Source organism: Clostridium sp. CTA-19 (genome assembly GCF_054767855.1).
On record NZ_BAAABH010000013.1, the window covers coordinates 22,160 to 47,335 of the forward strand.

The following is a 25,176-nucleotide window of genomic DNA, read 5'->3' on the forward strand; positions in this document are numbered from 1 at the left end:
AAATCCCTTGCATTTTTATTGCAGGGGATATTAGTACTCATAACTTATTCAGCATTAGCTAATATAAATTGATTATGAACTAATTTATAAATTTAGAATAAATTCTAAAGTGTTAACCTAACATAATTAACCCCTTCTCGTATCTATTTTTAATAATTGGTTTATTGTTTTGCAACAATTTTTCCATATTAGTAAATATACCTATTATAAAAAATAAAACTTACCTGTAAAATTAAAATTTACTTGTAAAATTTAAACTTAAATTTATTTAAAATCCATAGTCTTAGTTATATATAGCATATGTAATATATTTAGTTTTAAGACATTTTTGATTTTTAAAATAAATATTGTTTTATATGATTCTTTTTAGTCTATAACTTAAATTCTATGTCTAAATCTGTACATAAAAGTATAAGTAAACTATATAACATTTAAATGCCATTAAACATTAACAAAAATCATTACTTTTGATTATAGCAAAAGCAAAAATAAAATTCTACATTTATTTTCTTTTTGTTATGTTTTTTTTACATAAAAAAAATCAGTAGCAACCGCTACTGATTTTTATGGCAGGGGCACGAGGACTTGAACCCGGAACCAACGGTTTTGGAGACCGCTACTCTACCAATTGAGCTATACCCCTATATTAATTATTACATTTGTTATATTAACATTTTGTATAGATTATGTCAATATTAAGTAAATTTATTTTTGTATAGAATAAAACTCCCTTTTGTATTATTATAGTTTTAGATAAGAATTATAATTTTGAGTCTAAATTGGTATAAATATTAAGTTTTGCATACAAAATAGTTTTAAGTAGACACATGTAAATTAAATTCAGATCAAAAATTCTTATACTTTTAACTTAAATAACATTGATTATATAATTGTAATCAACTTTAATTAAAATTAAAGTTTTTAATATTCAAAAAAATTAAAGGTGGGTTGATTTTGAACAAATTTAAAGATTTAAAAGAAAAATTTAATGCTAATCTCTATATATTATTGATTATTTTATGTGCTTACATAGGCGTTAAAATTATAGATAATTATTATATATTATTTAACTTATATGATTTATTATTAGGCATACTTTGGCCATTTATATTGGCTGCAATAATTGCTTATGTGCTTAATCCTATAATGAAAGTTTTTGAAAACAAACTTAATTTATCACGAGGGATAAGTTTACTTTCTACTTTGATTCTTGTAACTCTTGTTTTAGTACTTTGTGCAATTTACTTAGTTCCAGGAATAGTTTCTAATATTACAACTCTTATTAACTCTATACCTGAGATGGTTAGAATTTCAGAAAAATGGTTTAATAATGCTATAAATAGTGAACTCACAATGGAAATTGCAAATAAAATCAATATATTGGAAAATCTTGGTAACTGGTCTACAACTTTCTTTAATACAGCTTTAGCATCATTAGTAACTGTTACTTTATCTATAGTTAATTGGGTATTTGCATTAATTATAGCTGTTTATTATTTATTTTATAAAGAGACATTTGTTAAGTCTTCAAGAAAATGGTTGTTTATAATTTTTAGAGAAAGATTAGGAAAAAAACTTTTAGAATTTTTCCACGCTGTGAATTATATGTTAGGTACTTATTTATGGGTCAGAGCAGTAGAATCTACTATAGTTGGAATAGCTTGTTTTATAGGCCTTATATTTATAAAATCTCAATATATAGTTTTAATTTCAGTAGTATTTGGTATAACTAATATGGTACCTTACTTTGGACCTTTTGTTGGTATAGTGTTTGGTGTAGTACTAAATATATTCTTCAATCCTATGACAGCTTTAATAGTTTTAATTTGGCTGTTTGTGTTACAACAAATTGATGGAAATTGGCTTGGACCTAAAATGTCATCTAATAGCATTGGCATAAACCCTGTAGCTTGTTTACTTGCACTTAGTGTTGGTGGAAAGCTCTATGGAATGATAGGTATGCTTATAGCTATTCCTATAGCTGGAGCTTTAAAAATTTATTATGAACGATATTTAAATAAATATACAAGTAAAAACCCTAAGTTAGTTGATGCCATTGATAATTATAAAGTTGATATTAGTCATATAAAAGTTAAAAAGAATTCTAGCATTAAATCTTCTTCAAATAGAAAAGATAATAATTCTAATAATTAATTTTAAAAAGAGATTTAAAAATAATATATATTATTTTTAAATCTCTTTTTTAATTACATTACTTTACTATAAAGTTCTTCTTTTCTTATCATAGCCCAAAGCTCAACATTTATATAGCTTTTTTCTTTGTAGTTATAATAGTGCTCTTTAAGCATTCCTTCTTCTTTAAATCCTAGTGATTCTACTAATTTAATAGATGGATCATTGTTAATATCTATGATTGCTACAACTTTATGCATGTATAGTTCTTTAAATGCAAATTTTAAAACCCTTTTTATACATTCAGTAGCTACCTTGTTTCTCCAGTATTTTTTTAATATGGTATATCCTATTTCACATCTATTAGAATACAAATCTAAATTATATATTCCTATTTCTCCTATAAATTTATAATGAACTTTATCAATGATTACCCAATGTATACCTTTTTTATTGCTATAATCATTTATTAAATGCTCTAAATATAACTTTATTTGTTTTTTTAAATCAAAAATTTCAGTTCCTGAGTATTTCATAACTTCATCATCTGATAATAAACTCTCATAATCTTTTTCATAGGCCTTATCACATTTTAGCAATAGAAATCTTTCAGTTTCCATAGTTGGAAATATTGAAAAACACCTTTCTCTAAAGTCCTTATAGTCTATCAAATTGTCAGGCATAACACTTCCCCCTCGCCTATACTAAATGATTAATTCTGTATTTTAATCAGCGGTAAACTTTATGTATTATATGTTATAAACTTTATTTATGTACTATAAAAAACGCTTATATCATAAATTTTGTATAATTTTTTCTATATTTATATTATATCAAATTTTCTGATTTTTTAAACTAACTTTTTGTAAATTTTATTATATTATGTGTAGTTTTATACTATATAATTAGTTTTATTATACTTTTTATTTACCTATGATTATTAAATTTAATATATTTTGGTATATTATATTATATAGGGTACACCTTATGGCTTAAATTTATACACTAAAAAATTTTCTTAATGTATAAATTTAAGTTTGAGATTGTATCCCTATTGTATAGGGATACAATCTCCAATTTAAATTTATTCAACAACTTTAAAATATTTTCATACAAAATGTAGTGTTGAATTCTAAGTGATTCAGAGCATGTCTCACTATTTTAGGTATCCAAGTTTTGGAATGGATAATTTAAAAAGTCAACTTGGAACCCTATATATTGCGATAATTGGTTTATTTCAATATAATCGATCATAAAATTTATTAATATTAAAACTAGAGAAGGGATTGATATTATGACTTTAAGTACATTTTTTATAAAGGACAAAAAAGATAAAAATATTCATATTTATAAATGGGACTGTGACGTTTCTTCACCTAAAGGAATAGTTCAAATTTCTCATGGTATGGCAGAACATGGACTTAGATACGATAATTTTGCTAAGCTTTTAAATGATAATGGATTTATTGTTTATGCAAATGACCATCGAGGTCATGGCAAAACTAGCCCTAATAATTTAGGTTATATGGGGAAAGGTGATGCTTTTCATTTAATGGTAGATAATTTAAAAGATGTAACGGAATTAATAAAAAAAGAAAATCCTAATCTTCCTATATTTCTTTTCGGCCATAGTATGGGCTCTTTTTTATCTCTTCGATATTCTGAACTTTTTGGCAAAGAACTTAATGGCTTAATCTTATGTGGAAGTAATGGTAATCAAAAACTATTATTTTCTTTTGCAGAAAAACTAGCTAAATATCAAATGAAAAAACATGGTGAGAAAACCCCTGCTAAATTTATGGACAAATTAAGTTTTGGTAATTTTAATAATAAATTTAAACCTATAAGAACAAATTTTGATTGGCTCACTAGAAATACAGCAGAAGTCGATAAATATATAGATGACCCTTTATGTGGAGCTATACATTCTAATTCATATTTTTATTACTTATTAAAAGGACTAAAACGTAATCATAAAAGTGAAAATTTATCTATGATTCCTAAATCTTTACCTATATTACTTATAAGTGGAAGTGAAGATCCTGTTGGGCTTATGGGTAATGGTGTTAAAAAATTGCAAAAAAGTTTACTGCACCATGGAATAAACTCCGTAGATATGATTTTATATCCTGGTGCAAGACATGAACTTTTAAACGAACTAAATAAAGATGATATTCATTTGGATGTACTAAAATTTTTAAATGATATTTTATAGAATTATAATTTCAGTATCTACAAACTAAAGTGAGTGGTATAATTTTTTAATATTTTAGTTTTTATTATTATTATAGGTAAGATTTATTTGTTTTTCTGCATAAAAAAATCAGTAGCTTTGCTACTGATTTCATGGCAGGGGCACGAGGACTTGAACCCGGAACCAACGGTTTTGGAGACCGCTACTCTACCAATTGAGCTATACCCCTATAACAATAAATATTCTAGCATAACATTTTATGTTTTGTCAATATATTTTCAAAATAAAATCACACCTAAAGTTTAGGTATGACTTTATTTAAACTATAAAATTTTAAATCCTGCTGATTTAACTTTTGATAATATTTCATCGAAATTATCTGTTTTTAGCCTTACTACAATTTCTTTAACTTCTGTTTTGCTTTTAGGATCTACTACTACAAAACTCATTATGTCACCTTTGTTTTCTGTTATTATTTTAGATAACTTTGATATTTGGCCTGGAATGTCATGAGCTATTACAGCTAAACGATTACCCTTATTTAAACCAAACAATTCTGTGAATTGATGAAATATTCCATAGTGAGTTACTATGCCTTTAAATACTTCTCTATTGTCTACTACTGCTAAAAAAGAAACATTTTTAGTTTCTAAAAAATATGCAGCTTCTTCAACTTGTTCCAATGGTTTTATAACTGGAACATCAGTTCTCATTACATTTTCCACTAAAAAATCTGATAAAAGACATTCTCTTTCTACACTTTTTTCATAATAATAAGTATAGATTTTTTCTTTTGATATGACACCTAGAAATTCATCCCCTTCTGCTACTGGAATTGATAGAAATCCGTGTTTTTCCATAAGTTCTAAAGCTTCACCTATAGTCATTTTGGGCAAAGCCGTTACTAACTTATCTCTGGTTAACATCAAGTTACTTACAAACATTTTTTTCCTCCCTATCTCTATTTTATTTTTAGTTTTTATAAGGTTTCAAAATCTTATTTCATAGATTTTTAATACCTCTAAAGTGAATACATACTCGTAAATATCTTAAATATAAAAATATATTTAGACCAAAGTTTTTTTACACTTCACAAATAAATTTAAATGCGAGCTTGTTTCACTATAAGACTGCAAAATTTACACTTTATTTTTTAATTATTTTAAATCTGTTATTAAACGCCATAGAGGATTCCAATTTATAATTTTTATTTACATCATTATTAACTTAGAATTTTTAAGTTAAACAAAACCATGCATTAATGGATAGTTATGGTAATTTTCGTAATCAATTGTATTTTCTTAATATTCTTTCATTAATCAGTGTATAAAATACTAGTTTATAGTTTAAATTTATATTAATAATACTTTTTTCAGAATATTATATATTATTTAATTATACATTATTTTCTAAACTTTATAAATATCAAGTGGATATTGCTATTTTAAATTTATAGCTCTATTTAGCTTATGTTAATTAGCATAAAATCTTTACTAAAATATATATTTAAATAAACTTTATTTGTAACATTTTCACTTTATTTCTTTATAAATATAATATGTACAAATTTTACTATTATAAAACTAATAAAAAATTAAGAGTTTGTGTATTTTCTTTTCTTTTTATTATTTTTGGGCTAAAATATTATATGAGGTGAACGTAATGGAATTTATCGTTAATACTGTAGAAGAAACTCAAAAACTCGGTATTCAAATTGGCAAGCTTTGCAATAGTGGGGACATTATTTGCCTTATTGGTGATTTAGGAACTGGAAAAACTCATTTAACTAAAGGAATTGCCCTAGGTCTTGAAATAAATGAAAGTATAACTAGTCCCACCTTTAACATTGTTAACGAATATGACGATGGAAGATTAAAATTTTATCATTTTGATGTTTATAGAGTAAACGATCCTGATGAAATAGCTGCTATTGGCTTTGATGAATATATATTTGGCAATGGCGTTAGCGTTATAGAATGGGCTAACTACATTGAAGAATTAATTCCTCAAGACAATTTAACTATATTACTTGAGAAAGTACCTCAATTAGGGTCTTCATTTAGAAAAGTAACTATTAAACATCAAGGTAAAAGATATGATTATATAAAGGAGTTAACACTATGATAATTCTTAGCTTAGATTGTGCAACAGAATGCGCTACAGCTGCACTACTAAAAAATGATGCACTAATTGGTGAAATTAATATTAATAATAAAAAACAGCATTCATCAATTCTTATGCCAATGATTGACCAACTTTTTAAAAATACAAATTTAACATTAAATGATGTTGATGGGTTTGTTGTTTCTAAAGGACCAGGCTCATTTACTGGTCTTAGAGTTGGAATGTCTACAATAAAAGGATTAGCACAGGCTTTAAATAAGCCTTTTGTATCTGTTTCAACTTTAGATGGACTTGCAAATAATTTATATTTTGCTGATGGAATTATATGTCCTATAATGGATGCTTTACGTGGCAATGTATATACTGCTCTTTATAGTTTTGAAAATAATAGTCTAAAGGCTTTGACAGAGCCAATGATTTTATCTATAGAAGATCTTATACAAAAAGTTAAAGCTGAAAATAAAAAAGTTTATTTTATAGGTGATGGAACTTCTAAATATGAAAATCAATTATTAAGTTCCGTTACAAATTGTTATATTGCACCATGTCATTTAAATGTTGCAAAAGCTTCTTCATTAGGTGAAGTAGGATTAAACCTCCTTAATGAGGGAATAAAAGATGATATATACACTTCAGCACCACTTTATTTAAGACTTTCTCAAGCTGAACGTGAATATGAGGAGCGCATGAAAAATAATGGATAATTTGTCAGTTGAAAATATTAATGAAAATAATATTTTTGGTATAGAAGAAATATCTGAATTAAGTTTTCATAGTCCTTGGAGTTTAGAATCTATAAAAAAGGAACTTTCTAATTCCTATGCTAATTATGTAGTTTTAAAATTACAGGATAAACATATAGGTTTTGCTGGTGCCTGGGTTATTTTTGATGAAGCCCATATAACTAATATAGCTATCCACCCTAATTACAGAGGTTTAGGTTATAGCCATATTATTATGGATGCACTTTTAGAAAAATGTAAAGATGCCGGAGCAAATTCTATGACTTTAGAGGTTCGTGCTTCAAATATTGCTGCACAAAAATTATATGAAGGCTATGGCTTTAAAGTTGAAGGGATTAGAAAAAATTATTATGATAATCCTAAAGAAGATGGATATATAATGTGGAAATATGATATATAATAATTTTATAATATTATAAAAAGCAGATTGATTAGATTTTCAATCTGCTTTTATATCTACAATTAAACTTTTTTAGGTTCTCCAAGCATTGGTTCTACCTTAAACAATGTAATAGATAACCTTTTATATAATAAAAATGTTGTAAATGAAACTATTATTGATTTTACTCCATTAAAAGGTATTAATCCAAATACTATATAATTAATTAATTCTTTTCCTGCCATATGCATGCCAAAAGCTGGTAATAATATATATATATTTACTAGTATAGCAACTACTTCTATAGATAAAAATCCTAATATCATTCCTATAATAGCAGTCTTTTTACTTTTTTTTCTATGATAAATAATTGATGCTGGTAATACTAATGAGATTCCTACTAAAAAGTTTGCTAATTCCCCGACTAATCCTGTTGCTGTTCCTTTAAACAATATTATTAAAATATTTTTAAATAATTCTATTATTACTCCAATTAAAGGTCCAAAAGCAAATGCACCCATAAGCGCTGGAACATCGCTTAAATCCATTCTCAACCATGGAAATGCAGGTATTACTGGAATTTCCACATACATAAGTATAAATGCAATAGCAGATAGTAATGAAATTTTAATCATTTTGTTTAGTTTTTTTTCTTGTTTCATTTAAAAATACCCCCTATTATACACTTCTAGGAATCAATACAGCATAAAAAACCCTAACATAAATGTTAGGGCGAGATAACTATATCTATAGTAACGCTTGTATTAATCTTCTTTCATCCAGACTGTACTGTCGGCTTCGGAATTTAACCGAATCATGCCATAAGGCTCGCGGGCTTTACCGCCGGTGGGGAATTACACCCCGCCCTGAAGAGTATTAAATTGTTTATTGTTTTAAACTAATTATATATTAATTTTTCAAAAAAAACAATATAATATTATTTACTCAACGAAAACTCTAATAGTGCCAGATATTTGATTGTATCTTGCAGATTTTTTTATAAGATTTTCTATATACTCAGGAAAATTTTTATTTACTTCAGTGCTAAATGCTTCCTTTAAAAATGCTATACATTCATAGCAAATTCTAATATCTCTGCCACCTTCTAAATATAAATGTTCTAAAGCACTTTCATAGCTTATTTCTCTGCATTCATTGTTTTTAGCCATATTTACTATGTCATTAGCATCTTCTGCGGATTGCAGTTTTATTAGTATCTCTTTATTTTCATCATCAGTTAAATTGTACATTTTTAGCTGAGATTCAATAAAGTCTTTAAACCCTTCAAGTAAAATATCTTCTTTTAATGTATATAATATAACTTTATCTGATTCCTTTTTATCATAAAAAGTTAAATCCACTTTCTTATCTAAATCTACTTCTATTTTTCTTAAGTCTATATTATGTATTTCTAAATCTGGCTTACATATAATTATATTATGGCAAATTCCAGCAAATAAGTACTTTTCCATATTATCTCTCTCCCACTAAAAATATAATAACTTTATAAATCTAAAATTTATTTTTTTATTAATTAACTAATTTTAAACTTTATTTATAAACTCTAAATTTTTTATTTAAAACATTATAAAAATACAGCTATTTAATGCAAAAATCAATAATTAAATTCTGTTTTATTTCTGCATTTTATATCATTTTTAGACATTCTTCTTTATTTTGCCCTACTTACCTCAATATTAATCACTGTTTTATCTTATTGTATATATCTTAATTTTAATTATATTTATAATTTGCATATAATTATAGAGAAACAAGCTCAAATTTAAATTTATTCAATAATTTTAAAATATTTTTATACAAAATATAGTGTTGAATTCCAAGTGCTTCAGAGCATGTCTCACTATTTGGGGTATCCAAGTTTTGGAATGGATAATTTTAAAAGTAAACTTGGAACCCTATATTTAAAGATATAAATTAAATTTTTAATTTATATCTTCATCAATTAAAAGTCTTTACATATAAAATAAAAATAGACATATTTATATGCCTATATTTAAATTTGAAATTAGCTTTTTTTCATAGAAAGTGAAATCCTTTTTCTTTTCTCATCTACTTCCAAAATACTAACTTCTACAATATCCCCTACTTTTACAACATCTAATGGATGTTTTACAAACTTATCACTTAATTGACTTATATGCACTAATCCATCTTGATGAACCCCTATATCTACAAAAGCACCAAAATCTGATACATTCCTAACTGTTCCCATTAAAAGCATTCCTGGTTTTAAATCTCTCATTTCTACTACACCACTTTTAAATATAGGTTTTGGTAGTTCTTCTCTTGGATCTCTTCCTGGTTTTTTTATTTCTTTTATTATATCTTGTAATGTTGGAACTCCAACTCCTATTTCCTCTGCTAATTTAACTTCACATAAATCTTTTACTTTAGAGTCTATATCTAATAAATTACCTTTTTTTATATCTTCCTTAGAGTAATTTAATATGTCTAGAAGTTTTTTACATGCATTATAACTTTCAGGGTGAACTGAAGTATTGTCTAATGGCTCACTGCTTTCCATAACTCTTAAAAATCCTGCACATTGTTCAAAAGCTTTAGCTCCTAATCTTTTTACTTTTAAGAGTTCCTTTCTAGTTGTAAACTTACCATTTTCCTCTCTATATGAAACTATATTCTTAGCTATAGTTCCATTAACCCCTGATATATATGATAATAATGATGGTGTAGCTACATTTAAATCTACCCCTACATTATTTACACAGTCTTCTACTACTCCTTTTAATGACTCATCCAACTTTTTAGGAGTAACATCATGTTGATATTGACCTACCCCTATTGATTTAGGGTCTATTTTAACAAGTTCAGCTAGAGGGTCTTGCAATCTTCGTCCTATAGATATAGCACCTCTAACAGTTACATCTAACTCTGGATATTCTTCTGTTGCAAGTTTTGATGCCGAATAAACTGATGCTCCTGCTTCTGAAACTACAACATAATATATATCTTTTCCTATTTCTGATTTAACAGCCTTTATCACTTCAGCTAAAACTTCTTCTGATTCTCTACTAGCTGTTCCATTACCTAAAGAAATAACATCTACATCATGTTTTATGCATAAGTCCTTTAATGTGTTTATAGATTCTTTAACCTTTTCTTTGCTACCTGCTGTAGCAAAAACTGCTGTGTTTTCTAAAAACTTTCCTGTTTCATCTAATATAGCAATTTTGCAACCAGTCCTAAACCCTGGATCAAATCCCATTACAGTTTTACCTTTTATAGGTGATATCATTAATAATGCCTTTAGGTTTGCTTTAAATATGTCAATAGCACCTACTTCTCCTTTATCTGTTAAATCTCCTCTTATTTCTCTTTCTATTGATGGATAAATTAATCTTTTTAAACTATCTTCTACAGATTTTTCTATATATGAATCTGTTCTACCATTTCCTTTTAATGTTTTATTTTTTAAGTAGGCAATTATTTTATCTACCTCACAAGTGATTTTAACTGAAAGAATTTTTTCTTTTTCACCTCTATTTATAGCTAAAATCCTATGAGATGGTATTTTCTTAACCTCTTCCTTATAATCATAATACATTTCGTATGGCGTAGGCTCTTTTGAATCACCTTTAGTTTCTATATATCCTTCTTTAAAAATTAATGTTCTTATATACTTTCTGTATTCTGCCATATCAGATATTTTTTCACTTATAATATCCATTGCACCTTGAAATGCTTCATCAATGGATTTTACTCCTTTTTCTTCATTTAAGAACTGTGATGCATATTCATTTATATCACTATTGAAACTTCCATCAAATATTACTTCTGCTAGTGGTGTTAATCCTTTCTCTACCGCTATTGTTGCTCTTGTTCTTTTTTTAGGTTTATAAGGTCTATATATATCTTCTATCTCTGTTAATGTTGTAGCTTTTTCAAGAGATATCTTAATTTCTTCTGTAAGTTTTCCTTGTTCTTCTATAAGTCTTATAACATCTATTTTTCTATCTTCAAGGTTTCTAAGATAAGTTAATCTCTCAGAAAAATCTCTTAAAACTATATCGTCAATTCCACCAGTTCTTTCTTTTCTATACCTAGCTATAAAAGGCACTGTATTTCCTTCATCTAGCATTTCAATTACATTGTTTACTTGTTCATTTGAAAGTGCAAATTCTTTCATTAATCTATTTTTTATATTTTCCATTTTATCCTCCTATAAATATAGTGTTACAAGTTGACTACAAATTAAATTTTATGTTTAATTTAACTTTTCAACTTGTTATTCCATATCATATTTACATTTTTAATGCATATTATTTTATTATGAAATTATTTTCCTTAAGTTTCCATAATAATTCTACCATAAAATCCTTTGCAAATTAAATAATTTTATATTTTTAAGGAGATTGTTATGCCAATGATTTTTAAAAACAAAAAAAACATATTACTTATAAGTTTGACTGTTATATCAATATTTATAACAGTATTGTCAATTACATTTTATTTTAAAATAAATAATTTTTCCTCTAACCGAGTTGTAGAGCATATAAATTATCTTGCAAGTGATACATTAAAAGGACGACTTTGTGGAACTACAGAAAATAAATTAGCAGAAACTTATATACTAGATAATTTTAAAGATTTAGGTCTACTACCTTATAAAGAATCTTATACTGAAAGTTTTTCTATTCAATATCCTAAAAAATTAAATTTCAATCCTGAACTAAACATTATAGATTCTAATAGCAAAAATACAATCGATAGTTTTAACTATGGTGTAGATTATAAAGATGATGGAACTAATTTTAGAATAAATGATATTACTTTTTCATCATCAGATGTAGCTCAAAAGACTGATTCCTATTTACTTGTTAAATATAAAGGAGATTATGTTCTCTTTTATGCTATAAATGATAAATCTTTTTCTTTTAGAAGCTCTTTTTTAAGTAATTTCAATTATGGTCTATCAATTTATATGACTAAAGAAAGTTTAAATAAATTAATTACAGCTATCGAAAATGGTAGTATTGTTAACGCTAAAATTCCATTTTCTAATTCAGATGCCACTGTAAATAATGTTCTTGGTTATATTAAAGGAAAAAATTCTTCTATAGATCCTATAGTAATTTCTTGTCATTTTGACCATGTTGGAACAGATTCTATTGGAAATGTATATTATGGAGCTTTAGACAATGCTTCTGGTTCTTCTTTTGTATTGGAGCTTGCCCATTACATAAAATCTTTAGGAACACCTTCTAGAGATATTATTTTCGCAGCTTTTAATGGAGAAGAGTTTGGATGTGTAGGTTCCACTTATTTTTTTAATAACAATAAAAATCAATTAAAGAATAGTACTGTATATAATTTTGATATGATTGGAAGTTTTGATGGTATCCCTTTATGTGTAATGGGTGGAAAGGAAGACACTAAGGACACTTCCTTAATCCATGATTTGTCTCAAATTCTTGAAGATAAAAATGTGTATTTCAATTATATCTTTGAAGATTCTAGTGATCATATGATTTTTAGAAAAAATGACATTAGTGCAGTAACACTTATAGATAATGATTTATCTAGGATTCATACACCAAATGATAAAGTAGAGTTTATCAATAAAAAAGCTATTGACAGAGCCTTTTCTGTTATTTCAAAAGAACTTTGTGGTAATTACTTTAGTAATCCTTTTATTAAATATAATACTATAATCTTCATATCATCTTTGTGTACTTCTACTACCTTCTTACTTCTTTTATTTCGGGAATATAAACATGTGTCCAAATAAAAACAATGGTGATTTTTAAAAGTCACCATTATTTTTATGTTTAAATTTATACTAAATTAATATAATTTAATTTTTCTACATAACCTTTTTATTTTTTAAGTTCTACTATATATTTATTATAATATATAAAAATAAAACTTAATTTTAAGGAGAGCTTTATGAAAAAACTAGTACTCTTTCCAATAGTTTCAGTTATTCTTTTCTCAATAGTAGCATTTATATCAACTTTTACCTTAAATAGTCCCCAAAAAGATGCTTTAATAACTATACTCTATGCTGTATTACTTATTATTAATATATTAGGTCTATTAACAACAAATAAATTAAAGGAAACAAGTAAATTAAACAATGAAGATTTTAAAAAAGTTGCTTTATGTAAAATTATCAATATAGCATTCATAATTATTCAAATCCCTGGAATAATTGTACTTGTATTAAATATATATTATTTTTACCTATAATAAATAAGGACTACTGCTCAATTAACTTTTATAAGTTAGTTTTGCAATAATCCTTTTTATGTTTTGTCTTATAAAGTTTTTAAATACTCTGTAATAAATTGCTCTATATTACCATCCATAACAGAATCTACATTAGCAGTTTCCGTTCCTGTTCTATGGTCTTTAACTAGACTATATGGATGAAATACGTAGGATCTTATCTGACTGCCCCAACCATTATCTTTTATTTCACCAGCTAAATCTTCTATTTTTTCTTTATGTGCCTGTTCTTTTAAATTAACTAATTTTGATTTTAACATTTTAAGAGCGTAGTCTTTATTTGTATGCTGACTTCTCTCGCTTTGACATTGAACAACAATTCCAGTTGGTATATGAGTTATTCTTATAGCCGATTCTGTTTTATTTACATGCTGACCACCAGCACCACTAGCCCTAAATGTATCAATTTTCAAATCATCAGATTTTATATCTATATCTTGACTTTCTGTAAGTTCTGGTAACACTTCACAACCAGCAAAAGATGTTTGCCTTTTACCATTTGCATTAAAAGGAGATATTCTTACTAATCTATGAACCCCTTTTTCTGCTTTTAAATAACCATAAGCATATTCACCAGTTACTTTTAATGTTACACCTTTTATGCCTGCTTCATCTGCTGGTATATAATCCATTACTTCTAATTTAAAGCCTTTACCCTCACAATACCTTGTATACATCCTATAAAGCATTTCAGTCCAGTCTTGTGCATCATTTCCTCCTGCACCAGTATGAAGAGTTACTATAGCATTATTTCTATCATACTCTCCACTTAAAAGAGTTTCTATTTTCAAATCATCAATTATAACTCGAAGCTCTTTTAATTCTTTTTTTATTTCTTTATAAGATTCATCATTTTCTTCCTCTAAACTCAGTTCTGTTAAAATTTCTAAATCCTCTACCCTTAAATTAAGCGATTTGAATTTTTCTATTTTATCATTTATATTTTTAGATTGTTGAGTAATTTCTTGAGCCTTATTTACATCATCCCAAAATGTTGACTCCTGCATTTTCATCTCTAATTCACTAAGTTTTAATTTTAAATTAGCAAGGTCAAAGTGAAACACTCAATTCTTGTAAATCTTTTTTTAAAATATTTATTTCATTTGATATTTCTTCTAAATATAATAACAACTTTTTCACTTCTTTCATCAATTTATTAGTATAAGGCATAATCAAATATAGGGTTCCAAGTTGACTTTTAAAATTATCCATTCCAAAACTTGGATACCTAAAATAGTGAGCCATGCTCCGAATCACTTAGAATTCAACACTGCATCTTGTATGAAAATATTTTAAAGTTATTGAATAAATTTAAGTTGGAGCTTGTTTCCCTATATTTCTAACATTTTTCATCTCTTATTTTTTCATATGCCTAAGGCATGTTAAAAGAACAACTTAAAATCTATTTCTGATTCATTATTTTCTCTTACCATGCCTTAATTTTAAAATTATATTGTTTTATTTTCCTCTACCACAGCAATTTTTATATTTTGCTCCTGATCCACATGGACATGGATCATTTCTTTGAGGTTCTACTTTTTTTCTTACAGGTTGTTTTGCTAATGAGTCATCAGCATTTGTTGCTGTTTCTTTAGCTACCTTTTCTCTTTCTGGAGCTTTTTCGATTCTTACATGGAATAGATATTTAACAGTTTCTACTTTTATAACTTCGATCATTTCATCAAACATATCACTACCTTCCATTTGATACGCTTGTGCTGGATCCTGTTGTTTATACGCTCTTAAACCTATACCTTGTTTTAGATGTTCCATATTATCTATATGATCCATCCATTTAGAGTCAACAACCTTTAAAAGAATAACTCTTTCTATCTCTCTCATTTGCTCATTGCCAAAAGTTTCTTCTTTCTCTGTATATATTTTAGTTGCATACTCTAAATAAGCTTTAATTATTTCATCATTAGATTCTTTTTCTAATTGTTCAAAAGTAAATTGTCCTTTTTCAACAAACAGTTCTTCCATATAGCTTATAAGAGTTTTAAGTTCCTCATCAAAAGTATCTTCTACTCCACTTATATGAGAATTTACAGCTTGAGTTATTACATCCTCAATCATAGATTGTATTTGCTCTTTTAAATCTTCACCTGTTAAAACACGCTCTCTTTGAGAGTATATAATTTCTCTTTGTTTGTTCATAACATCGTCATATTTAACAACATTTTTTCTTATATCAAAGTTATTTCCTTCAACTTTCTTTTGAGCACTTTCTATTGCATTACTAACCATTTTACTTTCTATTGCATCCTCATCTGTTAATCCTAATTTTTCAACTACTGATGCTAATCTTTCTGATCCAAATATTCTCATTAAATCATCTTCTAATGAGATATAGAATCTTGATTCACCTGGGTCACCTTGACGACCAGCACGACCTCTTAATTGGTTATCTATACGTCTAGATTCATGTCTTTCAGTACCAATTATCTTTAATCCACCAAGTTCTATTACACCTTCACCTAATTTTATATCAGTACCACGACCAGCCATATTTGTTGCTATTGTAACCATGCCACTTTGACCTGCTTGAGCAACTATTTCTGCTTCTTTTTCATGATACTTAGCATTTAACACTTGGTGTTTTACACCTTTTTTCTTAAGCATATGTGATAATATTTCTGAGTTTTCGATACTTACAGTACCAACAAGCACAGGCTGACCTTTTTTGTTAGTTTCTGATATATCTTCTACTATTGCTTTATATTTTCCAAGGACAGTTTTATAAACTGAATCTGGTCTATCTACTCTTTTAATTGGTTTATTTGTTGGTATTACTATAACGTCTAAACCATAAATCTCTCTAAATTCACCTTCTTCTGTTAAGGCAGTACCTGTCATACCAGCTAATTTTTTATACATTCTAAAGTAGTTTTGGAATGTTATTGTAGCTAAAGTTTTTGATTCTTTTTCTACTTTTACTCCTTCTTTAGCTTCTATAGCTTGGTGAAGACCATCACTATATCTTCTACCTTCCATAAGTCTTCCTGTAAAGCTGTCAACTATTACAACTTCTCCATCTTTAACTATATAGTCTTTTTCATTTTTCATCATATAGTTAGCTTTTAACGCTTGAACAACATGATGTTGAATTGCCATATTATCTTGATCTGCATAGTTTTCCAAATGGAAGTACTTCTCTGCTTTTTCTACACCTTCATCAGTTAAAATAACAGAGTTAGCTTTTTCATCTCTTTCATAATCTTCTTCTTCTTTTAATGACTTTACAAAGAAGTCTGCAACTTTATAAAATTCAGTAGATTTCTCACCTTCACCGGAGATAATAAGTGGTGTTCTAGCCTCATCTATTAATATTGAGTCAACCTCATCCACTATAACATAGTTTAGTCCTCTTTGAACTTTTTCTTCTTTATATATAACCATGTTATCTCTTAAATAATCAAATCCAAATTCATTATTTGTACCATAAGTTATATCTGCGCCATATTGTTCTTGTTTTTCAGTCTGACTTTGGCCATGTATTATAACACCTACTGTTAATCCTAAAAACTCATGAACTTTACCCATTTCATCTCTATCTCTTTTTGCTAGGTAATCATTAACTGTAATTACATGTACTCCTTTTCCTGTTAAGGCATTTAAATAAGATGGTAATGTAGCTACTAATGTCTTACCTTCTCCTGTTCTCATCTCTGAAATTCTACCTTGATGAAGTACAATTCCACCTACTAATTGAACATCATAATGTCTAAGTCCAAGAACTCTTTTAGACGCTTCTCTTACAACTGCTCCAGCTTCTGGTAGTAAGTCGTCTAATGTTTCTCCATCTTTTAATCTCATTTTAAATTCTTCAGTCTTATGTCTTAATTCTTCATCTGATAATGCTGAAATCGATGGTTCTAAATCATTTATTTTTTTCACGATTGGCATTATACGTTTTATTTCCCTCTCACTGTAAGATCCAAAAATTTTATTAAAAAGTTTCATACCTTTTCCTCACTCTTTCATCCATTAAATTTTGTACCTGTAGGTAATTAAATATTTACCACTAGCTTTTTATATATTATTGGAATTTTTCTTTCTAAATTTACGCATTATATTGTTTCTCAATCTCACCTTTGTTTAAAAAATAAGTATAAAATTTCACTTTAAAATTATACCACTTATTTTTTATTCATTCAACTTAAGCACAGATATTAGTAGCTTTAAAAGTTCTTTTAAATCACTGATATTTACACTCTTTGAAATGTATTTAAAGTTAATATTTCCCATCAAAAAAATGATGCGAAAAATCGCATCATTTTATATTTATATTAATTAAAATTCTTGTTCTATTAAACCATAGTTACCATCTTTTCTTTTATATAAAACATTTGCCATTGATGTATGACTATTAGTGAATACAAAGAAATCATGACCTAAAAGTTCCATTTGTAAAATAGCTTCTTCCGTTGACATTGGCTTTATTGCAAATTTCTTAGTTTTTACTATTTTAGGTTCCTCATCCTCATATTTGTAGTCATCGATATTATTAAAATTCAAATCAACATTTTGATTTCTCTTTTGCAATTTAGTTTTTTGTTTTCTTATTTGACTTTCTAACTTATCTAAAACTAAATCTATAGCAGCATACATATCTTCATGCTTTTCTTCTGCTCTTAGCCTTACTCCATTGAACGGTATAGTAACTTCTATTTTACTTTTATTCTTTTCAACACTTAAGGTTGCATTTGCGTTTACTTCTTCAGAGAAATATTTATCTAATTTAGATAATTTCTTATCTACTACATCTCTTAAAGCACTTGTAAGTTCTATGTTTTTTCCCATTGATTTAACATTCATATACTACAACCCCTTTCTCGAGCCAAAAGCATTATGCTTATTTATTAAGTTTGTTTTGTATTTATATTTTAATATTATTTTTTTTATTTATCAAATTTAGTTTTTTGAATATTTAGACACTGTTACAGATATTTCACTTCTTCTCACATTATTTTTTGTCTTTACTATATTGTTTAGTATATGCTATTTTTTTATTGTTATGATATAATTAAAGTAATTGAGTTATTTTATATTTATGCAATTTATCAAATTAATTGTTTATTTGGTTTATATACATTTTTTATTAACAAACAAAGAAAAGCTAATTACAACTTATGTTGCAATTAGCTTTATTTGCATAAATTGGTTGACCTGGTCTTTGCCCCCACACTCGCCTGCTGGAGATTTCGCTACCCAGAGTTAACTTCTCACTACTAATTCTCTCGCTTTATTAGCGGCAGGACTTACTTCTAAGCCGCACCATGATCATTAAAACTTTGTTTAACTTACGTGGATCGTTTTGCCTGCGACTGGCATCGATTTTCAACCACAAACCCAACTTACTTTTTATATTATACTACACTTTTTGTTCCAGTCAAGATAAATACTTTTTTTATTCCATTTTCTTTTAAAGTTTTGCTACAATTTATTAAGGTTGCTCCTGTAGTCACTACATCATCAATTAATAGCACATTTTCAAAATTACTATTACTACTTTTAACAAACTTAAAGCATCCATCTACATTTCTCCATCTCTCCCAAGATGTTAACCCTATTTGATCTTTTGTTTCCTTAACTTTCTTTATCATTTGTTTACAAGGTATATCAAGCTTTTCTGATAACTTCTTTGCAATAACTTTGGCCTGATTGTACCCTCTTTTATTATAAGTTTTTCTACTAATTGGTACGAAAGTTATAACATCTATTTCTATACTTTTTTCTATAATTAACCTTTTCATATAGTTTGCTAATATTTCTCCGCAAGTAAAATTACTTTCATATTTGAGCTTCATAACAATATCTCTCATTATTAATGTATGTTCTGCTATAGAGTAACATTTGTATTTGTCCCCACCATGATATATATAAAATGGTTTGTTTATAATTTCTATATCTTTTCTACATATAGCACATAAATTATTTGACAATGCATAATTTTTACAAATAACGCATGTATTATCACTAGGATATATAATGTCTAATATACAATTTATTATATATTTTGAAGTCTTATAAATCCCTCTTCCCAACCTTTCTTATTTAAATTTCTCATTATTGATTTAGCCTTTTCTATATCTTCATTTTCATCTTTACAAATGAAGATTATTTCTTTCCTCATTACTGATTTAGCTCTTTCAATTTTACTAACTAAATAAACTAAATTTTTATAATTAAATTTATTATCATCTGCAAAAAATACCATTATGTTTATATCAGCAAGCTTTTCATTATGAAATTCATCATAGTCATCGGTTATTAATATACCTGTTTTACTTTTTAGAAATGCTTTTATAGAGGTTTTATCCTTTTTTTCTTTTATAAAATAAAATATATCCTTTGTTAGCTTTTCTCTTAATTTATCCATATACAAGTACACACTTATAACCTTATCGTTGCTAGGAACATATATTATTGTCTTTTTTTCTGTAGCAATTGTCCAACTTATGTATTCATAAGCCACTAGTGGCAAATCTTCTTCCATATCTATTTTTGTAGTAATAACCCTAGGTTCTATAAGGGGAGTATTATATTTATTTAAAGGAAAATGTATAGATACAGCTCTATCAAATATAGGTTCAATAGAGTATGCTATTATTGTGCCTCTACTTTTAACTGCTTTTGACAATATATTTTTTATATTTTTTTTAGATTGAAAAGGCATATATCCAAGTTCATCAAATATTACCAAATCATATTTTTCATCTAAATATAATGCCCTATTATAATCACAAAAATTCACCTTACAGCTATCTTCATCAGTTTTTTCATCTAAATATACATAGTCATTATTCTCTAGGTAACTTATAAGTTCTATATTTTCTTTTTCTTCATTTACAATATATAAAACAGATTTATTATTATTTATGCAATAATTTATTGCATCTAAAAATATAGTAGCTGTATTATAAAAATAAGAAATTACATTTATTATATCCGTATTATTTTTTACATATTTTAAAACTTCTTTAATAACGTATTCTTTTCCTTTAATCATATTTTAAATAAATCTCCTTATCAAATTCCAAATATTTCACTTATTCTCCACTTCAAACCTGAGTATCTCTCAAAAGTTCTATCATTATCTTTCATAAAAGATACTGTTTTTTTATCTCCCACTAAAACGACTAGTTGCTTTGCTCTAGTAACTCCAGTATATAAAAGATTTCTATTCATAAGCATTGGAGGTCCCATAAACATTGGCATTATAACTACTGGAAACTCACTTCCCTGGCTTTTATGGATGGTTATAGCATAAGCTAACGCCAACTCATCTAAATACATGTCATCATATTCAACAATCTTGTCATCTTCAAAAATAACTGTTAAATTGTTATTTTCATTTATATCGTAAACATATCCAACATCACCATTAAATACTCCTAGCCCTGTACATTCTGCATCAAAAACCTTTTCTTTCTTAGTCCATTTTAAACTATAATTATTTTTTGTTTGCATAACCTTATCTCCAATTCTAAATACCATTTCTTTGAGTTCCTTTTCTGGTTTATTAGCACTTGGTGGGTTTAAGATTAATTGCAATTCTTTATTTAGATTGTCAACTCCTGCTATGCTTTTTTTCATAGGAGACAATATTTGTATATCCTTCATTTTATCCCAGTTAGTGTTAAATTTAGGCAATCTTGTACTTATTAAGGATATTATTTGTTCTAATATATTTTTGCTATCTCCGCATTGTATAAAGTAAAAATCACTACCTTTTGAATTTAGTATAGGCATCTTTCCATCATTTATTAAATGGGCATTAACAGTTATCATACTTTCTTTACCTTGTCTAAATATTTCATTTAACCTTACTGTTTTAACAACACCACTTTCAATTATATCTCTTAAAACGTTTCCTGGCCCTACAGATGGTAATTGATCAACATCACCAACTAGTATTAACCTTGTGCCTGTAAATATAGCATTCATCATGCTATTCATTAAATTTATATCTATCATAGATGCTTCATCAACTATTAAAACATCACATTCTAACTTTCTGTCGGTTAATAATTCACTTTCTTCTTCTTCCTCCGATGCGCCCATCTCTAAAAGTCTATGTATAGTTTTAGCCTCTCTTAAAGTAGTTTCACTCATCCTTTTAGCCGCTCTTCCTGTTGGTGCTGCCATATTAACCTTCATTCCAGCTTTTTCAAATATACTTACTATACAGTTTATTATAGTGGTTTTCCCTGTTCCTGGACCTCCTGTTATAACCTCTATTCCATTAGTCATAGCTCCTTCTATTGCTTCTCTTTGACATTTAGCTAACTGTATATTCTGCTCATTTTCAAAGTTTTCTATTTCTTCATCATAATTAATCTCTAATTCATCATATTTAGTAGTGCATAATTGAACAAGTTTCTTTGTAACTCCCATTTCAGCATAAGCATATTGAATGGTAAATACACACTGAACACTGTCTATATTTTCTACTTTAATTTTACCTTCAATTATATTTTCTCTTATAGCTAAATCAATATTTTCTTCATCTACTTGTAAAACATCTATAGCTCTTTTTATAAGTTTTTCTAATGGCATGTATGTGTTACCTAATAAACAAAATTCATTTATTATATATTTTATTCCACTTTTCACTCTAAATATAGAATTTTTCTCCACGCCTAAGCTCATAGCTATTCTATCTGCCGTTTTAAATCCAATTCCATTTATTTCTTCTGTTAATATGTATGGATTATCTTTCACAATAGCTACAGAACTGCCTCCAAATCTTTTATAAATTTTCATACACTGGTTAGCAGTCATTCCATAGGTTTGAAAAAATATCATTATATTTCTAATCTCTATTTGTGCCGAATATGATTTCATTATTAATTTTATTTTCTTTTTTCCTATACCATTAATTTCTTTTAGTCTATCTATATCTGTATCTAATATTTCTAATGTCTTTTCTCCAAAATGATCTACTATTTTTTTTGCAGTAACAGGTCCTACCCCTGAAATAATCCCACTTGATAAATATTTTTCTATTCCTAGCTTACTAGTTGGTAAAATTTCTTCAATGGACATCACTTTCATTTGCTCACCAAATTTTTCATGTGTAACCCAATCGCCTGTAACTTTATATTGACCGCCTTCTTTAATGTAAGGTATTACACCGACTATTGTATGTCTTTTCTTTCCATCTTTTAAATGAGCTATTGTATATCCATTTTCTTCATTTTTAAAAATAATATCCTCTAGTATCCCTGTTATATCTGACATAAAAATCTCTCCTAAAATTGTTCTTTTGAATATTATATCATAGAGCCATACTATTCTCATTTATTAATATACTTGACAAATGTTTAGGCTTTCAAACAAACATAACATTTATCCATACTAATCAAAAAACACACCCAAAGGTGTGTCTTTTATATTATAAATATTTTTTTATTTCTTCCACTTTGTCTAATTGCTCCCATGGAAGATTTAAATCATTTCTTCCAAAATGACCATAAGCCGCAGTTTGTTTGTATATTGGTCTTCTTAAGTCTAATTGTTTTATTATAGCTCCAGGTCTTAAGTCAAATACCTTTTTAATTATTTCTATTATTTTTTCATTAGAAATTTTTTCTGTTCCAAATGTATCAGCTTCTATAGATACAGGATTAGCAACTCCTATAGCATATGCAAGTTCTATTTCTATTTTATCAGCAACCCCAGCTGCCACTAAGTTTTTAGCAACCCATCTAGCCGCATAAGCTCCTGAACGATCAACTTTAGTTGCATCTTTTCCTGAGAATGCTCCACCACCGTGTCTTCCATATCCACCATAAGTATCAACTATTATTTTTCTTCCTGTTAAACCAGAATCTCCTTGTGGTCCACCTATAACAAATTTACCTGTTGGATTTATATAATATTTAGTATTTTCGTCTAATAATTCTGCTGGAACAACAGCTTTTACAACATGCTTCATTAAATCTTCTCTTATTTGTTCTTGTGTTACAGTTTCACAGTGTTGTGTAGATATTACTATTGTATCTATTCTTACTGGAGTTTCATTTTCATACTCAACTGTAACTTGAGTTTTCCCATCTGGTCTTAAGTATTCTAATGTCCCATTTTTTCTTACTTCTGTTAATCTTCTTGAAAGTCTATGAGACATAGCTATTGGAAGTGGCATATACTCTGGAGTTTCTTTACTTGCAAATCCAAACATCATACCTTGATCTCCAGCTCCAACTGCCTCTACTTCATCCACTTCTTGTCCTCTTTTTTCAATAGCTTCATCTACACCTTGTGCAATGTCAGGTGATTGCTCATCTATTGATGTTAATACTGAACAAGTTTTATAATCAAATCCATATTTCGCTCTTGTATAACCTATTTCTTTTATTGTCTCTCTTACTACTTTAGGAATATCTATATAGCAATTTGTGCTTATTTCACCCATAACTAATACCATTCCTGTAGTTACTGCTGTTTCACAAGCTACTCTTGCATGAGAGTCTTTTGCTAATATACTATCTAATACCGCATCTGATATTTGGTCACAAATTTTATCTGGATGTCCTTCTGTTACTGATTCTGATGTAAATAATCTTCTCATTTTTAAATCTCCTTTCAAATTTCCGTTCTAATGGAAGAGAGTGGCCTTAAAAATAATACAAGGTATACTTATTATTACAAAATCCTTGTAACTACTATTTTTATGCAATAAAAGACCTCTTCTTGATAAGAAGAGGTCGAAATTTCGTACTCGCACTCTCTTATCTTGCAGAATATTTCTGCAGGAATTGGCACCATTGTGCTAAGCACCGGTTGCCGGGTTTCATAGGGCCCTTTCCCTCCACCTCTCTGGATAAGAGTAATTATATAATTTTATGATACAATGTTATCATCAAAATACATCATTGTCAACAATATATTGTTTTATTTATACCGGAAATATATTCAATAATTTTTATAATAAAAAACACTTTAGAAAATCTAAAGTGTATGGTGGAGGAGGACGGATTCGAACCATCGAAACGAAACGTAACAGATTTACAGTCTGCCCCCTTTGGCCACTCGGGAACTCCTCCAYTTATGGAGCTGGCAATAGGAATCGAACCTACAACCTGCTGATTACAAGTCAGCTGCTCTACCGTTGAGCCATGCCAGCGTATTATTATATTTTTATATTTTAAGTTTAATGGTGGTCACAACAGGGTTCGAACCTGTGACCCTCTGCTTGTAAGGCAGATGCTCTCCCAGCTGAGCTATGCGACCGTGTTATATGGTGGAGGAGGACGGATTCGAACCATCGAAACGAAACGTAACAGATTTACAGTCTGCCCCCTTTGGCCACTCGGGAACTCCTCCACTTA

At 27.7% G+C, this 25,176-nt stretch carries 20 protein-coding genes, 6 tRNA genes and 2 riboswitches; of the genes, 7 read left to right on the forward strand and 19 right to left on the reverse strand.

The annotated features are described in order from the left end of the window. Positions 1 to 567: 567 nt before the first annotated feature. A tRNA-Trp gene (locus ACYUE0_RS08845) sits at positions 568 to 643 on the reverse strand. Between the two features lie 311 nt (positions 644 to 954). On the opposite strand from ACYUE0_RS08845, the gene ACYUE0_RS08850 reads away from it, so the two are divergent. Then, positions 955 to 2,154 (forward strand): AI-2E family transporter, encoded by a 1,200-nt coding sequence (locus ACYUE0_RS08850; RefSeq protein ID WP_460270260.1) that lies wholly within the window; start codon positions 955 to 957, stop codon positions 2,152 to 2,154. 53 nt (positions 2,155 to 2,207) lie between these two features. On the opposite strand, the gene ACYUE0_RS08855 is transcribed toward ACYUE0_RS08850, so the two are convergent. Beyond that, the gene (locus ACYUE0_RS08855; protein ID WP_460270261.1) at positions 2,208 to 2,816 is read right to left on the reverse strand and encodes a GNAT family N-acetyltransferase; all 609 of its coding nucleotides are present in this window, start codon (positions 2,814 to 2,816) and stop codon (positions 2,208 to 2,210) included. Positions 2,817 to 3,427: 611 nt separating this feature from the next. On the opposite strand from ACYUE0_RS08855, the gene ACYUE0_RS08860 reads away from it, so the two are divergent. Then, the gene (locus ACYUE0_RS08860) at positions 3,428 to 4,348 is read left to right on the forward strand and encodes a lysophospholipase (protein ID WP_460270263.1); all 921 of its coding nucleotides are present in this window, start codon (positions 3,428 to 3,430) and stop codon (positions 4,346 to 4,348) included. 132 nt (positions 4,349 to 4,480) lie between these two features. Here ACYUE0_RS08860 and ACYUE0_RS08865 read toward each other — a convergent pair. Both ACYUE0_RS08865 and ACYUE0_RS08870 read right to left on the reverse strand, forming a co-directional pair. Continuing rightward, a tRNA-Trp gene (locus tag ACYUE0_RS08865) sits at positions 4,481 to 4,556 on the reverse strand. Between the two features lie 94 nt (positions 4,557 to 4,650). After that, positions 4,651 to 5,271 carry a CBS domain-containing protein gene (locus tag ACYUE0_RS08870; protein WP_460270264.1) on the reverse strand — a complete coding sequence of 207 codons (621 nt, stop codon included), beginning with the start codon at positions 5,269 to 5,271 and terminating at the stop codon, positions 4,651 to 4,653. A 718-nt stretch (positions 5,272 to 5,989) separates the two neighbouring features. On the opposite strand from ACYUE0_RS08870, the gene tsaE reads away from it, so the two are divergent. The 3 genes from tsaE to rimI are packed head-to-tail and all read left to right on the forward strand — an operon-like array spanning position 5,990 to position 7,594. Beyond that, positions 5,990 to 6,451 (forward strand): tRNA (adenosine(37)-N6)-threonylcarbamoyltransferase complex ATPase subunit type 1 TsaE, encoded by a 462-nt coding sequence (gene tsaE / locus ACYUE0_RS08875; RefSeq protein ID WP_061996295.1) that lies wholly within the window; start codon positions 5,990 to 5,992, stop codon positions 6,449 to 6,451. Beyond that, positions 6,448 to 7,155 carry a tRNA (adenosine(37)-N6)-threonylcarbamoyltransferase complex dimerization subunit type 1 TsaB gene (tsaB, locus tag ACYUE0_RS08880; RefSeq protein WP_199869726.1) on the forward strand — a complete coding sequence of 236 codons (708 nt, stop codon included), beginning with the start codon at positions 6,448 to 6,450 and terminating at the stop codon, positions 7,153 to 7,155. Before tsaE ends, tsaB begins: the two co-directional genes overlap by 4 nt. After that, on the forward strand, positions 7,148 to 7,594 hold the full coding sequence (gene rimI, locus ACYUE0_RS08885) for a ribosomal protein S18-alanine N-acetyltransferase (protein ID WP_460270265.1): 447 nt from the start codon (positions 7,148 to 7,150) through the stop codon (positions 7,592 to 7,594). The genes tsaB and rimI overlap by 8 nt, the downstream gene beginning before the upstream one ends. Before the next feature lie 62 nt (positions 7,595 to 7,656). Here the strand turns inward: rimI and ACYUE0_RS08890 are convergent, their stop codons facing one another. The 3 genes from ACYUE0_RS08890 to ACYUE0_RS08900 all read right to left on the reverse strand — a co-directional run bounded on the left by ACYUE0_RS08890 (position 7,657) and on the right by ACYUE0_RS08900 (position 11,762). Next, the gene (locus tag ACYUE0_RS08890; RefSeq protein ID WP_199869728.1) at positions 7,657 to 8,235 is read right to left on the reverse strand and encodes an ECF transporter S component; all 579 of its coding nucleotides are present in this window, start codon (positions 8,233 to 8,235) and stop codon (positions 7,657 to 7,659) included. A 101-nt stretch (positions 8,236 to 8,336) separates the two neighbouring features. Further along, positions 8,337 to 8,451: riboswitch (FMN riboswitch) on the reverse strand. A 63-nt stretch (positions 8,452 to 8,514) separates the two neighbouring features. Beyond that, positions 8,515 to 9,045, reverse strand: a complete 531-nt coding sequence (locus ACYUE0_RS08895) for a hypothetical protein (protein WP_460270267.1) — start codon at positions 9,043 to 9,045, stop codon at positions 8,515 to 8,517. Positions 9,046 to 9,599: 554 nt separating this feature from the next. Next, the gene (locus tag ACYUE0_RS08900) at positions 9,600 to 11,762 is read right to left on the reverse strand and encodes a Tex family protein (RefSeq protein ID WP_061996137.1); all 2,163 of its coding nucleotides are present in this window, start codon (positions 11,760 to 11,762) and stop codon (positions 9,600 to 9,602) included. Positions 11,763 to 11,969: 207 nt separating this feature from the next. Between ACYUE0_RS08900 and ACYUE0_RS08905 the strand changes: the two genes are divergently transcribed. After that, positions 11,970 to 13,340: a M28 family metallopeptidase gene (locus ACYUE0_RS08905; RefSeq protein ID WP_460270269.1), complete on the forward strand. Its 1,371-nt coding sequence runs from the start codon at positions 11,970 to 11,972 to the stop codon at positions 13,338 to 13,340. A gap of 158 nt (positions 13,341 to 13,498) precedes the next feature. After that, positions 13,499 to 13,801 (forward strand): hypothetical protein, encoded by a 303-nt coding sequence (locus ACYUE0_RS08910; protein ID WP_460270270.1) that lies wholly within the window; start codon positions 13,499 to 13,501, stop codon positions 13,799 to 13,801. Positions 13,802 to 13,869: 68 nt separating this feature from the next. On the opposite strand, the gene prfB is transcribed toward ACYUE0_RS08910, so the two are convergent. The 12 genes from prfB to ACYUE0_RS08970 form a co-directional block, all read right to left on the reverse strand. Continuing rightward, positions 13,870 to 14,971 (reverse strand): peptide chain release factor 2 gene (prfB, locus tag ACYUE0_RS08915; protein WP_206406637.1). Its coding sequence is split into 2 segments (ribosomal slippage): positions 13,870 to 14,892 and positions 14,894 to 14,971, totalling 1,101 coding nucleotides; the frame shifts between segments, so codons are not numbered across the junction. Next, the gene (locus ACYUE0_RS08920; protein WP_460270304.1) at positions 14,891 to 15,085 is read right to left on the reverse strand and encodes a hypothetical protein; all 195 of its coding nucleotides are present in this window, start codon (positions 15,083 to 15,085) and stop codon (positions 14,891 to 14,893) included. Before ACYUE0_RS08920 ends, prfB begins: the two co-directional genes overlap by 81 nt. Positions 15,086 to 15,298: 213 nt before the next feature. Continuing rightward, positions 15,299 to 17,803 (reverse strand): preprotein translocase subunit SecA, encoded by a 2,505-nt coding sequence (gene secA / locus ACYUE0_RS08925; RefSeq protein WP_460270272.1) that lies wholly within the window; start codon positions 17,801 to 17,803, stop codon positions 15,299 to 15,301. 330 nt (positions 17,804 to 18,133) lie between these two features. Then, on the reverse strand, positions 18,134 to 18,658 hold the full coding sequence (gene hpf / locus ACYUE0_RS08930; RefSeq protein WP_199870669.1) for a ribosome hibernation-promoting factor, HPF/YfiA family: 525 nt from the start codon (positions 18,656 to 18,658) through the stop codon (positions 18,134 to 18,136). Between the two features lie 551 nt (positions 18,659 to 19,209). Continuing rightward, on the reverse strand, positions 19,210 to 19,887 hold the full coding sequence (locus ACYUE0_RS08935) for a ComF family protein (RefSeq protein WP_460270274.1): 678 nt from the start codon (positions 19,885 to 19,887) through the stop codon (positions 19,210 to 19,212). Continuing rightward, entirely contained in the window at positions 19,851 to 20,852 is a 1,002-nt protein-coding gene (locus tag ACYUE0_RS08940; protein WP_061996143.1) for a hypothetical protein, read from the reverse strand. Before ACYUE0_RS08940 ends, ACYUE0_RS08935 begins: the two co-directional genes overlap by 37 nt. A gap of 20 nt (positions 20,853 to 20,872) precedes the next feature. Further along, positions 20,873 to 23,086 (reverse strand): SF1B family DNA helicase RecD2, encoded by a 2,214-nt coding sequence (gene recD2 / locus ACYUE0_RS08945; RefSeq protein ID WP_199870666.1) that lies wholly within the window; start codon positions 23,084 to 23,086, stop codon positions 20,873 to 20,875. A 154-nt stretch (positions 23,087 to 23,240) separates the two neighbouring features. Next, complete coding sequence (metK, locus tag ACYUE0_RS08950) at positions 23,241 to 24,416, reverse strand: methionine adenosyltransferase (RefSeq protein ID WP_061996145.1); 1,176 nt, start codon at positions 24,414 to 24,416, stop codon at positions 23,241 to 23,243. Positions 24,417 to 24,573: 157 nt separating this feature from the next. Then, positions 24,574 to 24,675, reverse strand: a riboswitch (SAM riboswitch). A gap of 131 nt (positions 24,676 to 24,806) precedes the next feature. Continuing rightward, positions 24,807 to 24,891: transfer RNA gene (locus ACYUE0_RS08955), tRNA-Tyr, on the reverse strand. Positions 24,892 to 24,896: 5 nt separating this feature from the next. Further along, positions 24,897 to 24,971, reverse strand: a tRNA-Thr gene (locus tag ACYUE0_RS08960). A gap of 31 nt (positions 24,972 to 25,002) precedes the next feature. Then, positions 25,003 to 25,078: transfer RNA gene (locus ACYUE0_RS08965), tRNA-Val, on the reverse strand. 8 nt (positions 25,079 to 25,086) lie between these two features. Beyond that, a tRNA-Tyr gene (locus ACYUE0_RS08970) sits at positions 25,087 to 25,171 on the reverse strand. Positions 25,172 to 25,176 lie beyond the last annotated feature (5 nt).